Origin of the sequence: Mesorhizobium sp. M1D.F.Ca.ET.231.01.1.1, from assembly GCF_003999155.2 — a bacterium.
Lineage (GTDB): Bacteria > Pseudomonadota > Alphaproteobacteria > Rhizobiales > Rhizobiaceae > Mesorhizobium.
Genome location: NZ_RZOZ02000010.1, coordinates 182,154 through 195,335 on the forward strand (window position 1 = coordinate 182,154; position 13,182 = coordinate 195,335).

The 13,182-nt window shown below is 59.6% G+C and carries 14 protein-coding genes; all 14 read left to right on the forward strand.

The annotated features are described in order from the left end of the window. Positions 1–72 precede the first annotated feature (72 nt). The 14 genes from EN874_RS24480 (at position 73) to EN874_RS24550 (ending at position 13,153) form a co-directional block, all read left to right on the forward strand. The gene (locus EN874_RS24480) at positions 73–882 is read left to right on the forward strand and encodes an amino acid ABC transporter ATP-binding protein (RefSeq protein WP_127426965.1); all 810 of its coding nucleotides are present in this window, start codon (positions 73–75) and stop codon (positions 880–882) included. Beyond that, the gene (locus tag EN874_RS24485; protein ID WP_127426966.1) at positions 879–1,526 is read left to right on the forward strand and encodes an amino acid ABC transporter permease; all 648 of its coding nucleotides are present in this window, start codon (positions 879–881) and stop codon (positions 1,524–1,526) included. Before EN874_RS24480 ends, EN874_RS24485 begins: the two co-directional genes overlap by 4 nt. Beyond that, entirely contained in the window at positions 1,523–2,185 is a 663-nt protein-coding gene (locus EN874_RS24490; RefSeq protein WP_127426967.1) for an amino acid ABC transporter permease, read from the forward strand. The genes EN874_RS24485 and EN874_RS24490 overlap by 4 nt, the downstream gene beginning before the upstream one ends. Before the next feature lie 39 nt (positions 2,186–2,224). Further along, positions 2,225–3,061 carry a transporter substrate-binding domain-containing protein gene (locus tag EN874_RS24495; protein ID WP_168247586.1) on the forward strand — a complete coding sequence of 279 codons (837 nt, stop codon included), beginning with the start codon at positions 2,225–2,227 and terminating at the stop codon, positions 3,059–3,061. A 71-nt stretch (positions 3,062–3,132) separates the two neighbouring features. Then, complete coding sequence (locus tag EN874_RS24500; protein WP_127426969.1) at positions 3,133–3,987, forward strand: NAD(P)H-binding protein; 855 nt, start codon at positions 3,133–3,135, stop codon at positions 3,985–3,987. 34 nt (positions 3,988–4,021) lie between these two features. Then, on the forward strand, positions 4,022–4,390 hold the full coding sequence (locus EN874_RS24505) for a nuclear transport factor 2 family protein (RefSeq protein ID WP_095808482.1): 369 nt from the start codon (positions 4,022–4,024) through the stop codon (positions 4,388–4,390). Between the two features lie 4 nt (positions 4,391–4,394). Then, complete coding sequence (locus EN874_RS24510; RefSeq protein WP_168247587.1) at positions 4,395–5,180, forward strand: SDR family NAD(P)-dependent oxidoreductase; 786 nt, start codon at positions 4,395–4,397, stop codon at positions 5,178–5,180. A gap of 34 nt (positions 5,181–5,214) precedes the next feature. After that, complete coding sequence (locus EN874_RS24515) at positions 5,215–6,426, forward strand: acyl-CoA dehydrogenase family protein (protein WP_127427018.1); 1,212 nt, start codon at positions 5,215–5,217, stop codon at positions 6,424–6,426. Further along, a complete protein-coding gene (locus tag EN874_RS24520) occupies positions 6,413–7,444 on the forward strand; it encodes a phosphotransferase family protein (protein ID WP_127426971.1) in 1,032 nt (343 codons plus the stop codon). The genes EN874_RS24515 and EN874_RS24520 overlap by 14 nt, the downstream gene beginning before the upstream one ends. A gap of 21 nt (positions 7,445–7,465) precedes the next feature. Next, a complete protein-coding gene (locus EN874_RS24525; protein WP_095808479.1) occupies positions 7,466–8,230 on the forward strand; it encodes an SDR family oxidoreductase in 765 nt (254 codons plus the stop codon). Positions 8,231–8,362: 132 nt separating this feature from the next. After that, the gene (locus EN874_RS24530; RefSeq protein ID WP_127426972.1) at positions 8,363–9,577 is read left to right on the forward strand and encodes an acetyl-CoA C-acyltransferase; all 1,215 of its coding nucleotides are present in this window, start codon (positions 8,363–8,365) and stop codon (positions 9,575–9,577) included. Positions 9,578–9,639: 62 nt separating this feature from the next. Beyond that, positions 9,640–10,605: a D-2-hydroxyacid dehydrogenase gene (locus EN874_RS24535; protein ID WP_127426973.1), complete on the forward strand. Its 966-nt coding sequence runs from the start codon at positions 9,640–9,642 to the stop codon at positions 10,603–10,605. Positions 10,606–11,347: 742 nt separating this feature from the next. Next, the gene (locus EN874_RS24545; protein ID WP_127426974.1) at positions 11,348–12,331 is read left to right on the forward strand and encodes a phosphotransferase; all 984 of its coding nucleotides are present in this window, start codon (positions 11,348–11,350) and stop codon (positions 12,329–12,331) included. Positions 12,332–12,364: 33 nt separating this feature from the next. Next, entirely contained in the window at positions 12,365–13,153 is a 789-nt protein-coding gene (locus EN874_RS24550) for an SDR family oxidoreductase (protein WP_127426975.1), read from the forward strand. The last annotated feature ends 29 nt before the right edge of the window (positions 13,154–13,182 follow it).

Genomic DNA, 13,182 nt, shown 5'->3' on the forward strand with positions numbered 1-13,182 from the left:
GCGAACGCTCCTTGCCGTGGTGGCTGGAGGCGTTTGCCAAACCGAAGCTGGCCGGCATGAAGTAGGTGGAGAGTGAACCTAGCAAGCGTCAAATCGCGCCAGGTAGATGTGGCGGGGCCAGGTTTCGAAGGTCCTGCCATTGAGCTCCGAAACATCTCCAAATCGTTCGGTGCCTTTGCCGCGATTCATAACGTCTCTCTTACCATACAGCGCGGCGCGGTGGTGTCGCTGATCGGGCCGAGCGGAGCAGGCAAGAGCACGCTGCTTCGGTGCGTCAATCTGCTGGAAGTGCCTACGCAAGGCGAGATCGTCTTTGCCGGAGACACCATCTTCTCGGCGGGCAAAGTCCAACCCAAGGCCTCGCAGCTATCTCGCTACCGGGGCCATGTAGGCATGGTCTTCCAGTCCATCAATTTGTTCCCCCACCTGACCGTGCTGAGAAATGTGTCATTACCGCAGGAGCGCGTGCTGGGACGGTCGCGGGCGGAGGCCGACGACATTTCGCGCCAGCTCCTTGAACGGCTTGGTGTCGGTCGAAAGCTCAATGACCTCCCAGCTCAGTGCTCGGGTGGCCAGCAGCAGCGTGTCGCCATCGCCCGTTCGCTCGCCCTCAATCCCAAGGTCATCCTCTTTGACGAGCCGACCTCAGCTTTGGATCCCGAACTTGGTCTCGAGGTGCTGTCCGTCATGCGAAAGCTCGCGGACGAGGGCATGACCATGATGGTGGTGACCCACGAAATGCACTTTGCGCGCGATGTCTCCGATGAGGTCGTCGTGATGGTGGACGGCAAGATCCTAGAGCAGGGACCGCCTGACCAGATCATGAGCCATCCGCGCGAAGAACGGACACGTCAGTTTCTGCGGGCGGTGTTGCACAGATGATCGAGGCAAGTTTCAACGCCATTGTCAGTGGGATTCCCTACACGATCGCGTTGACGCTGGTGAGCTTCATGATTGGGGCCCTGCTGGCGGTTCCTATCACCGTGATACGCATGGCGCCGAACGCCGGGGCCAGGCACTTGGCCCGCTTGTTTGTCGATGTGCTTCGTTCGGTGCCTCCGATCACGTGGCTTTTCCTCATTTACTTCGGGCTTCCCGATCTTGGAGTGACCTTGGGTGCTTTCACATCGGCGCTCATCGGACTGTCGCTCATTTCAGGGGCATATCTTTCCGAAACATACCGGGCTGGCATCCTTGCCATAGCACCCGGCCAATGGGACGCCTGCAAGGCTCTGGGGTTCAGGCCATTCGACACCGCCTTCTACATTGTCACCCCGCAGGCGCTGCGCGTGGCTGTGCCGCCAGCGGGAACATACGGAATTGGCCTGCTTAAGGACACCGCCGTGGCCTCGACGATCGGGGTATCGGAGGTTGCTTTCAACGCTCTGCAGGAAGCACAACGCACTGGTCATGCCATCCAGGTACTGACCTTGAGCGGCCTGACGTATCTGCTGCTCAGTCTGCCGCTCGCCTACCTGTCACGCAACATCGACAGCCGGCTCAGAGCGAGGTTTTCACTGGGATGAACTGGGAGGCGTTCACAGAGACTGTCCGCGATGCCAGCAGCAGTCTGCTTTCGGGCCTGGTTGCGAGCCTGGAGTTGACCTTCGTTGCGTTGCTGTTCGGCTATGCGCTGGCCTTGCTGCTTGCCATTTGGGTGATGACCCGCAACAGGCACATGCGCGCGGTTGCCCTGTGCGTGATTGAAGTCGGGCGAGGTCTTCCGCTGCTGGTAATGCTTCAGCTCCTCTACTATGGCCTGCCGGATGTGGGTATAACCATGGGTGGGTTCGTCGCGGCCGCCGCGGCGTTGGCCTTCCAGACCGGGGCCTATGGCAGCGAGGTCGTGCGCGCCAGCATCCAGGCCGTGCCGAAGGGGCAGCAGGAAGCCGCCGACGCATGCGGGCTATCGCGGTGGAGCAGTTTCCGGGATGTCATCCTTCCACAGGCGGTCCGCATAGCCATCCCACCCTTGCTCAGCATTGGAATCGCGATCTTCGTGGCGACCTCTCTGGCCTTCGTGGTCACTGTCCCCGAGATCATGAGCCAGGCCTATGGCTACGGCAGCAAGACCTTCCAGTATATGGCGGTGTTTGTCCTGGCGGGGATCTTCTACGCCGCCATAGCCATCCCGGCGTCGGCCGGTGTCGCGGTGATCGAACGCAGGCTCGACCCGCACGCGTAGAGGTGGCCCTGCACAAGCAACAATAATGGGAGAGAAATGATGATAATAAAGAAGATAGGCCTGTTCAGCCTAGTGCTCGCCTTGACGCAAATGGCGGGCGGCTTCTCATTCGCCGCTAGTAGCGATTGCAAGCCAAAGCATGATCTCAAGACTGTCGAAGACGGTGTGCTCACCGTTGCAGCCTATCAGGCGCCACCTTACATCGGCATCGAGGACAACAAGCTCGTCGGTGTGGATGGCGAGGTCCTAGCCCGTATTGCGGAATTGAATTGCCTTAAGGCAAAGCCGATGACGCTCGATATCGCCGCCGTCATCCAGGCCGTCCAAAGCGGACGCGCCGACGTGGCTTCTGGTGATTGGTACCTGTCGAAGTCACGCGCCAAGGTGATGGGTGTCACGGAGCCCATCTACAGGGACAATCTGTCGATTGTCTCACCAAGCGGGTTCAAGACCCTCGATGCCTTGGTCGGGAAGCGTGTTGGAACCCTTCAAGGGAACATGTGGAACGACGATCTGCAGAAACTGATCGGGTCCACCTTCACGCTCTATCAGTCCCAACAGAGCGTCTATACCGACCTCAAGAATGGGCGCCTCGACGCCGTTATCGACGCGGCTGCATCGTCTCCGGCCCAGCTCAAGCTGTTGGACATCAAGGCTGAGGTAACGGTCCCTCCTCCCGACAAACGTGTTGGCCAAAGCATGAAGCCCGCGCTGAATACGTTTCCCATCAAGAAAGGGAACGATGAACTAGTTACGGCGATCAACGATGGCATCAAGGAGATGCGCGATTCGGGTGAGTTGAAAGCAATTTTCGACAAGTACGGGTTTCCAGAGGCGCTTCGGAAGTTGCCTGACCCGATCTACCTCATTGAATGATCATTTGATCCGACCCGGAGGTGGCGCAACGGCTCCTCCGGGCCACCCAAATTCGACACAGGCACAATCAGATGCAGCGGAAGATACTCGTTACCGGCTCAACCGGTAAGGTTGGCACGTCCCTGTCACAGGCGTTGCAGAAAAGCGGCGGCCAACCCCATGTCTTGGGCGTTCGAAGCCTGAACTGTGCGACACAGGAAGGCTCGGTCGAACGGCGCCGCTTCGATTGGGATGATCGCACTACCTGGAGCAGCGCTCTGGACGGCATCCAGGCAATCTACCTGATCAAGCCGCCACACGATGAGCCGGCTCCCGCAATCAGGGAATTGCTGGCCTCGGCTTCCCGGTTGGAACGCATTGTCATGATGTCGGAGATTCACTGCCAGGTGCAGAACGACACCGAGCCGCAGAGGGCTGCAGAGGTGGCCGTGGAACGGTCGGGACACTCCTTTTGTATCCTGCGGCCAAACTGGTTCTTCCAAAACTACACGACCGGTTCCTACGCCCCCAAGATCAGGCAGCAATCCATCCTTGAAACAGCATCCGCGAGCCAGCCGGTAAGCTATATCGACGTCCGCGACGTCGCGGCGGTCGCGGCTTTTGAACTCTTGAACGACGATGCGCGCTCACATCATCTGCTTCTGACCGGTGGCGAGGCCCTTACAAGTCGTGACCTCGCCAACATCATCGGCGCTGCCGCCGGCCGGCCGATCAGCGTCAGCGAAGTTCCATTGGACGACATTCGCACCAGAGTATTGGCGAGGGGCGGCAGCGAAGCCATGGCCGACTTCATCGTCGGTCTGAGCAGGAACATCGCTGAAGGTCGCAACGCCATCGTTACCGACACGGTCGAGCGTCTGACCGGTCGAAAACCAATCTCATTTTCGACCTTTGCGTCGCAAAACGCGCAATATTTCAACCACTGACCGCCCGTCGTAACGTCCGACAGACGAGAAAACCATGGAACCAGAGAAGGTTTTCAGAAGCCAAATGGCCGCGCTGCTTGCCAACGACATAGACGCCGTCGTTGCTCATTTCACGCCGGACTGCAGGCTGTTCGACATGGCAAGGCCAATGCACCCATTCGTGGGGCGTGAGGGACTGAGGACATTCCTGGTGGCCTACTTCAAGGCCTGGCGTGTTGCCGGGCTCACCATCACCAATCTTGTCAGCCAAGGGTCGCGGCTTGCCGCGGAGATCGAACTCTCGCTCGAGGCGAGGGATGGCTCGGGTTCGCGACTGATCCGCAGCAGCCTTTTTGACGACATAGAAGGTGGATTGATCGCGCGCGAGCGAGCCTATCGCGATCCCGCCGGGAGGAAGGAGTGAGCCAGTGACATCCAGCAGATCCCCAGTAGCGATCGTGACCGGAGGCGCTACTGGGATAGGGGCCGCTATCAGCGAGCGGTTCGCCAGCGCGGGTTTCGACGTTGTTCTATTCGGTCGGCGTCTTGACCGTCTCCACGAGCAGGCCACACGTATCGAGGCCAAAGGAGGCAAGGCACGTGTTTGCCAGGGCGACGTAAACGACGAAGCGGACGTAAGACGCCTTGTCGACACTGCCGCGACGGACGGCAGGCGAATAAACGTTCTTGTCAACAGCGCTGGCGTAGCCCGAAAAGTGTCCTTCCTCGATATGACGGCGCAAATCTGGGACGAGACGCTAGATATCAACCTGAGGGGAGCCTTTCTTGTCACCAGACACGTGGCCCTCCATCAAGCGAGCCATGGTGGCGGCGTGATCGTTCACATTGCGTCGATCGATTCCTACGGGGCGGAGGCCGGCTACAGCGTCTACCACGTCTCGAAATCCGGCCTGATGGGGCTTGTGCGGAGCGCGGCCCTTGAGCTTGCGCCTCACAACATCCGCGTCAACGCCGTCAACCCCGGCTACGTCCATACCGAGATGGCTCCGAAGCCGCCAAAATTGCATGCCCATCTTGAGCAAAACTTTGACCGGGTTCCGATGCGCCGGGTGGTCACTGGCGAGGAAGTGGCAAATGCAGCGTTTTTCCTGTCTTCGGATGCTGCCTCCGGCATTACAGGTACCGGGCTGACCGTGGATGGTGGGCTGCTGACGAACCTTTACATCCTTGAGACGATCCCGAAGCTCGATTGAGGAAAAAAGGACGATGGAGAAGCGCAACCCCCAGATGCTCTTTTCGTTCTCGGAGCGGTCGTCCGCGCTTCGGATAGAATTAGAGGACTTCATGCGGGATCATATTTATCCCAATGAAGCGAAGTATTTCGAGGAGGCCAAGTCCAAGGGGGCCTGGAAAACATACGACATAGTAGAAGAGCTCAAAAGCCTGGCCCGCCAGCATGGCCTTTGGAACCTGTTTTTGCCGGAGCATGCGGGAGGGGCCGGTCTGACCAATCTCGACTATGCGCCTTTGTGCGAGATCATGGGGCGCTCACTGCTTGCGCCTGAAATTTTCAACTGTAGCGCTCCCGACACCGGAAACATGGAGGTGCTCGTCCGATATGGCACCGCCGAACAACAGGAAAGGTGGCTGACACCGCTGCTTGCAGGCGAGATGCGATCCTGTTTCGCCATGACCGAACCGGCGGTGGCCTCGTCTGATGCCACAAACATCGAGAGCACCATCGTGCGGGACGGGGACCACTACGTCATCAACGGGCGGAAATGGTACACCACCGGTGCTACCGATCCGAGATGCAAGATCATTATCTTCATGGGGCGTTCAGCCGCAGCCGGAGCCGATCGGCATCGGCAACATTCGATGATCCTTATCCCGATCGATGCCCCTGGTGTCGAGGTCGTACGGGCGCTTCCGATCTTCGGCTACGAAGGCGTTCCCGACCGCGCGTCCGAGGTCACGTTTACTGACGTTCGGGTGCCGGTTGCCAACATGCTTCTGGGCGAGGGCCGCGGCTTCGAAATCGCACAGGGCCGCTTGGGACCGGGCCGCATCCATCATTGCATGCGCCAGATTGGACTTGCGGAGCGGGCGCTGGAGCGGATGTGCTTGAGGACATCCTCGCGCGTGACGTTTGGGCGCCTGATCTCGGAACAGACCGTGACCCAGGAACGTATCGCCGAGTCGCGGATCCTCATTGACCAGGCGCGCCTGCTTACCTTGAACGCCGCGCATGCCATGGACACCGTAGGCAACAAGGCGGCCCGCGCTGAGATTGCGATGATAAAGGTCGCGGTGCCGAACATGGCCTGCCGTGTGATCGACTGGGCTATCCAGGCGCATGGGGGCGGAGGGACGGGCGATGATTTTGGCCTCGCCATCGCCTATGCGATCTCGCGGGTGCTGCGCCTTGCCGACGGCCCCGACGAAGTCCATCGTAATCAGATCGCGCGCATGGAGTTGAAACGCCATGCAATCCAGTAGCGCGGGGCTGCCAGCGCAAGACACTCTCGAGGCATGGCTTGCCGCGAACGTTCCTGGCTATAAGGGCCCAGCGACGATCACCAGGTTTGAAGGCGGCCAATCCAATCCGACATTCCGCCTCGACGCCGCGTCGGGATCCGTCGTCCTACGGCGAAGGCCGCGGGGTGCGGTACTGGCAAGCGCGCATGCCATCGATCGAGAATACAAGGTCATGGCTGCACTGGCCGGTGCGGATTTTCCGGTGCCGCAGGTTATTGCCTACTGTGAGAATACAGAGGTTATCGGCAGCGCCTTCTACGTGATGGAATTGGTTCGAGGTCGAATATTCTGGGACCCGCGACTGCCGGGCTTCCTACAGCAAGAGCGCACCGCTCTGTTTCGGTCCGTGAATGAGACCATCGCTCGCCTTCACACGCTCGATCCGGAGGAACTGGGTCTTGGTGATTACGGCCGGCCAGAGAATTTTCTCAGACGCCAGGTTGCACGTTGGTCAAAACAATACCGGGCCTCCGAGACCGAACACATCGCCGCCATGGAGAATCTGATTGCGTTTCTCAATGACAATTTCCCGCCGGAGGAGCAGTCCCGGGTCGTGCATGGGGACTTCAGGCTCGACAATATCATAGTTCACCCATCCGAGCCGCGGGTCATAGCGGTTTTGGACTGGGAACTATCCACCCTTGGAAGCCCCGCGGCTGACTTTGCCTACCACATGACCGCTTGGCGGTTGTCCCCGGCGTTGCTGCGGGGTCTTGAAGGCGAAGATCTCCATGCACTCGGAATCCCGAACGAGCCTGCGTATCGGCGCTTGTACACGCGAGCGACTGGCCGGGCTGATATCGAACACTGGGAATACTACCTTGCATTCGCGGTTTTTCGCATCGCGGCCATCTGTCAGGGCATCGCCAAGCGCGCCCTCGACGGTTCGGCATCGAGCCCCGATGCCGTGGTCATGGGAGCCAAGGCCAGGCCTCTGGCCGAGATCGGCTGGAATATCGCGCGCCGGCTTACGGCCTGAACATGGATCGGAAACTCTGCGATGCTGTTTGATCTTTCGGCCAAAGTCGTTGTCATCACGGGCGCCTCACGCGGAATAGGAAAAGCCATCGCGACGGCAATGGTAGAAGCGGGCGCCAACGTCGTGATCTCTTCGCGTAAGCTGACCGCCTGCCAAGCAGTTGCTGACGAGATCAATGCCCGCTTCGGTGGGCAACGCGCACTCGCCGTGGAAGCCAACATCTCTTCAAAAAATGATCTCAGCCTCCTTGTCCAGGCCGCCATAGGCGCATTTGGCCGGCTCGACTGCGTGGTCTGCAATGCAGCGAGCAGCCCCTACTTCGGCCCGCTTGCCGGAATCAGCGATGAGCTGTTCCGCAAGACGCTCGACAACAACGTCCTGTCGATCAACTGGCTGGTGCAGTTTTCGACCCCGGAACTGCAACGCGCCGGAGGCGGATCAATCATCATCGTGTCGTCGGTGGAGGGCTTCCGGGGCTCGTCAACCATCGGTGCCTACAGCATCTCAAAGGCCGCGGACATGCAACTTGCCCGCAATCTCGCCGTGGAACTCGGCCCGCACAACATCCGCGTCAACTGCATCGCGCCTGGCCTTATCCAGACCGATTTTGCGAAGGCCCTCTGGGAGGACCCTGCCACCAAGGCAAGATATGAGGCCATGACCGCCGTCGGCCGTCTTGGCGAACCTGACGAGATTGCGGGCTGCGCGGTGTTCCTGGCGGCGCCAGCCGGGTCCTACACGACGGGTCAGACATTCACCATCGACGGCGGGATGATGGTGAGCTGACCGGAGCGCCGGCCGGATCGACGAAAATGGCAGCCAGCGACTTGGACACAAATACGGGAGAACCATAGATGCGTGATGGTACACAAGGTACTCCAGCTGCCTTGCTGAAGAGCCCGGTTGGGGGTCTGGCAAATGCGTGAAGCCGTTATCGTTTCGACCGCGCGTACCCCGATCGGACGCGCCTACCGGGGGGCTTTCAACGACACCCAGGCCCAGGCGCTTGGCGGCCATGTGATCGCTGAGGCGGTCAAACGGGCGGGGCTCGATGCCACGGAAGTGGACGACGTCGTCATGGGTGCTGCCCTGCAACAGGGTTCGACCTACATGAATGTCGCGCGCTCATCCCTCCTTAGGGGAGGACTGCCGGCCAGTGTTCCGGGTATGACGATTGACCGGCAATGTGCTTCCGGCTTGATGGCGATCGCAGCCGCGGCAAAGCAGATCGTGTCGGATGGCATGCGGATTGCGGTTGGGGGCGGACTTGAGTCCATTTCGCTGGTCCAAAACAAGAGCATGAATTTCTCGCGCTGGGAGGATCCTTGGCTGGTCGCCAACCGCGACGACATCTACATGGGGATGCTTGAGACCGCTGAGATCGTGGCTGCGCGCTACGGGGTTTCGCGCGAGGCCCAGGACGAATACGCGCTGCAGAGCCAGCAGCGCACCGCGGCCGCGCAAGCCGCCGGCAAATTTGACGACGAAATCGCGCCTCTGACTACGGTCAAAATCGAAGCTGACAAGGAGACGGGCGCAACACGTGCCGTCACCGTCACGCTGCAAAAGGATGAGGGTAATAGAGCCGACACAACCCTTGCCAACCTCAATGCGCTCAAGCCGGCGTTCCCGGGAGGACGCCGCCTAAAGCAGCCCGGCGGCGCGATCACCGCAGGAAATGCCTCGCAACTGTCCGATGGCGCCTCAGCGTGCGTGCTGATGGCCTCCTCGGAGGCAGAGCGTCGCGGGCTTGAACCTTTGGGTATCTATCGGGGGATTGCTGTCGCCGGATGCGATCCGGACATCATGGGCATCGGCCCGGTTTTCGCGGTGCCGAAGCTTCTTGAGGCTCACGGCCTGGCCATGGAGGATATCGGACTGTGGGAGCTCAATGAGGCATTCGCGGTCCAGGTGATCTATTGCCGCGATCGCCTGGGCATTCCCAACGAAAGGCTCAACGTCAATGGTGGGGCGATCTCCATCGGACATCCCTATGGCATGTCGGGCGCGCGGCTCGTCGGCCACGCGCTGATTGAGGGCCGGCGGCGTAATGTGAAATACGTCGTCGTGACTATGTGCGTTGGCGGCGGCATGGGGGCAGCCGGCCTTTTCGAGGTCTGCCGACCCGCATGACCACGTTGCGTGCATGTGCGTGCCTCTAACCACTGCCTGTCATTTGCACAAGGTCTCGCCAGATGCGCCCCCCCGTCGTTGTCATCCATTCGAACCGTCCCGAGACGGTAGAAAATGTCGTGCTGGAGAACCATCCTGATCTGGAGCTTCATTGCTGCGATACTTACAGGGCACTTTCCGGCACCATCGACGCGACGCGTGCCGATGTCGTTTACTCGGTCATGTTCGAGGGAAAGCCAACATTTCCACGCGATGTCCTGCTGAAGAGCGAGACCGTGAGATGGGTTTCGGTCGGAGGATCGGGTGTTGACCACCTTGGTACTTGGGATCCGCAGACCGTCGCGGTTACCAACGCCGCAGGTGTGGCCGCCGGTATGCTCGCCGAATATACGTTCGGAATGATGCTTTCTTTCGCGCTGGGGCTTCGTAGCTTTCAGAAAGATCAGCAGCAGCGCCGATGGGCGGCAGCGACCGTGGAGCCCCTTGAAGGCAAGACAGTCCTGCTATTCGGACTGGGCAAAACGGGACAGGCCGTCGCCCGTCTTGCTCGAGAGTTCGGTATGACAACTTTGGGCATTCGTTCCCGGCCGGAGCCGCTGTCTTGCGTCGATGAGGTCCATGGCCCGGAGTCGTCGCAGATATTGCTGGGACGCGCAGACTATGTCGTGTGCTGCATGCCGCTCACGTCGGCAACCCGGGGATTCCTGAATGCGAAGGCTTTCGCCGCCATGAAGCCGTCGGTGGTCCTGATCGACATATCGCGCGGTGGGATTGTCGATGAGACAGCACTTCTAGTGGCACTGAGGGACGGCCTGATACGCGGTGCGGCTCTTGACGTCTTTACGGTCGAACCATTGCCCGCCGATCATGCGCTTTGGTCGTTCGACAACGTGATAGTGACACCTCATTGCGCATCGACCTTCCACGGCTGGGAATTGAACGCGGCTCGGATGTTTTCGGACAATTTGGCGAGATGGCGTCGCAACGAGCCGCTTGTGAACGTCGTCGACCCGCTCCGCGGCTATTAGTGTAGCTGCATCGAACCACTCCCAGGCGTTGCGGCTCGCTCAAAGCGGTCACACGAGCAGACCACACGCGTCCTCGAAAACCTTCCGGGCAGAACCCGGAAGCTCACTTGATTCATCCGGGAGATGCTCAAGATAGTGCGTCGTGAGTTCTGCAACCGTCTCGGCTTGGGCCAAGTCACGGCGGCGCCTGACGGGTTCGCGGTCAACTCGTTTCGAGACCCAGAATTTGTAAGCCGCAAAAACCCGAGGGTCGGGAACAATGAGCCGTAACGGGCCGCCTCTTTCATCGATCCGGATTGCTTCGAAAGTCAGGGGCGTTTTCCAGCTACGCCAACCCGGCGATCTCGGCGGCGAGCAATTCGTCGTCGCCTTTCCCGGTGCTCTCCCAGGTTTGACTAGGTCGACGAGATATCCGTTGCGTTTATTCGCACGGAACGTCCCCGACGAACGCTCGCGCAATTGCAACAGCTTGCGACGAAAACACACGGGACTGTTTATGCATTTGTATAAATTGAGGTTTTGGCGCTCGGATACGCATCAAGCGCGCGCTGCTTGCCGCCACCGAAAAAAACAAAATGGCAAGAGTTGTCAAAAACACGGGAATTGACAGTCAAAATATCACATGCAAAATAGGCGTTACCAGCAAAAGCCGCTAAGGCTAACGGCGCCGCATCGCTGTCTCGGCCAACGAGCAGGTTGTGGATGGCGACCGAGGGAACCGGTCGCTAAAGGGAGTTTTTAGGTGAACAGCTACAAGTTCTCGGATGATGTGCCCGATGCGATCCGACAAAAGGCTATCGCTTGCCTGGAGGAGTGGGGCTGCATCGGCAACGACAAGGTGCTTGACGTCTACCCGCTTGCCGGTGGCGCAAATAACGTAAATCTGGTGGTTGCCGACGGTCAAAAGCAATGGGCCGTCAAACTTCGTGATGCTGGCGCTGAGCACTTCAACAATGCTGCGCTGGTGGATGCTATTCACGGCCAGGTCGAGGCGTCACGCTTGGGCGTCGCTCCTTCGATCTATGCCTATTCCCCGGCTGGCGATTTCATTTCCGAATTCATCGTCGGCGAAACGCTGAGGCCTGCCGCAATCCGCGAAAAGGCTTACGCGGCACAAATGGTCGAGGCTATGCGCAAATTGCACAAAGCTGACCCTGGTCGCCGGCGGTTTGACGTCTTTGAGGATGTTCGCGTGTTCCTGCGCGGCACCGAAGCCGTCAACGGATCGCTTCCTGAAGGTTTTGATGAATGTTGGATGGCTGCTCAGGCACTGGAAGCCGTGCTTGCGCGCTCAAATCCACCGATGGGTTTCATCCACGGCGATCTGGTTCCGCAAAACTTTCTGATGTGCGAGCAGGGGATCAAGTTCGTTGATTTCGACTACTGCGGCTACTCTCTGACGGCGCTCGATCTGGCCGGGGCGACGTCCCAGGCCGAAATGACGGCGGAGGAAACCGAAAACTTTCTCCAGCTTTACGATCCCGAGCTCGACGACGGCCAGCGGGCCCGTGTCGGCATCCTGCGCTTCGTGAATGCGCTGCGCGAAGTGTCCTGGGCTGCAATGGCCGAACCGCGAATGTGCGAGCGAGCGACGCTGCTTACCGGTTGGAGCTACAAGCACCACAGCGACGTAAACATGGTCTTGGCCAGAGAATTTCTCGCCGCCACGCCACTGGACGAGGTGGCGGCTCGCGCCGCGGGCGTGAGGCATGGCGCACTGTTCTAAATCGCGATTGTTCCAGCACGAAGGATTTGCACGATGGGAATGCTGAATGGATTGCTGGCGGTCGTCACTGGCGCGGGGCAGGGAATTGGTCAAGGAATCGCTGAGCACCTGGCGGGCGAAGGTGCATCGCTTGCCCTCATGGGGCGTACCGAAAAATCCCTGAAGGAGACAGTTGCGAAGGCCGAGGCTGCTGGAGCTTCAACGGTTTCAGTCCATGTCGGCAGTGTCTCCGACGAGGCCGATGTCGAGCGGGTGATAGACGAAATCGTAACGCGACACGGCAAGATCGATGTCCTCGTAAACAACGCCGGTATCGTCGATCAGGCGGAGTTTCTCGACGTGCGATACGAAAGATGGCTGGAGGTAATCGGGACCGATCTCAACGGCACGTTTCTGATGACGCAGCGCGCCGCGCGTCGAATGAAGGACACTGGCGGTGGGGCCGTCATCAACATCGCCTCGATAGATGCCAATGGCTGGGATGGTCCGCAGTCATCCTACGTTGCCGCCAAGGCCGGGGTGGTGGGGTTCACCAAGAATGCCGCGAAGGATCTTGCTGCGCACAACATTCGGGTCAACTCGGTCAGCCCCGGCTGGACCCACACAAAAATGATCGAAGATTTCGTCTCCGCCGAGGCGCTGAACTACATGCTCACCCGCTTCGAGCGAGTGCCGATGCGGCGTCTTGTCAGGGTCAAGGAAGTCGCGGAAGCCGTAGGCTTTCTCGCTTCAACCCGGGCGTCGGGCATTACCGGCATCGACGTGCCCGTCGACTGCGGGACGCTGGCGACATTGCACTTGTATGAATCGCTGCCCGCCTGAGGCCGCAATACGACTTTTGGAAAGATGCT

What these genes read in the sequence shown, in the direction of transcription:
- EN874_RS24485 (WP_127426966.1), top strand. Translation starts at nt 879, where the DNA reads ATGATCGAGGCAAGTTTCAACGCCATTGTCAGTGGGATTCCCTACACG.
- EN874_RS24490 (WP_127426967.1), top strand. Translation starts at nt 1,523, where the DNA reads ATGAACTGGGAGGCGTTCACAGAGACTGTCCGCGATGCCAGCAGCAGT.
- EN874_RS24495 (WP_168247586.1), top strand. Translation starts at nt 2,225, where the DNA reads ATGATAATAAAGAAGATAGGCCTGTTCAGCCTAGTGCTCGCCTTGACG.
- EN874_RS24500 (WP_127426969.1), top strand. Translation starts at nt 3,133, where the DNA reads ATGCAGCGGAAGATACTCGTTACCGGCTCAACCGGTAAGGTTGGCACG.
- EN874_RS24505 (WP_095808482.1), top strand. Translation starts at nt 4,022, where the DNA reads ATGGAACCAGAGAAGGTTTTCAGAAGCCAAATGGCCGCGCTGCTTGCC.
- EN874_RS24515 (WP_127427018.1), top strand. Translation starts at nt 5,215, where the DNA reads ATGCTCTTTTCGTTCTCGGAGCGGTCGTCCGCGCTTCGGATAGAATTA.
- EN874_RS24520 (WP_127426971.1), top strand. Translation starts at nt 6,413, where the DNA reads ATGCAATCCAGTAGCGCGGGGCTGCCAGCGCAAGACACTCTCGAGGCA.
- EN874_RS24525 (WP_095808479.1), top strand. Translation starts at nt 7,466, where the DNA reads ATGCTGTTTGATCTTTCGGCCAAAGTCGTTGTCATCACGGGCGCCTCA.
- EN874_RS24530 (WP_127426972.1), top strand. Translation starts at nt 8,363, where the DNA reads ATGCGTGAAGCCGTTATCGTTTCGACCGCGCGTACCCCGATCGGACGC.
- EN874_RS24535 (WP_127426973.1), top strand. Translation starts at nt 9,640, where the DNA reads ATGCGCCCCCCCGTCGTTGTCATCCATTCGAACCGTCCCGAGACGGTA.
- EN874_RS24550 (WP_127426975.1), top strand. Translation starts at nt 12,365, where the DNA reads ATGGGAATGCTGAATGGATTGCTGGCGGTCGTCACTGGCGCGGGGCAG.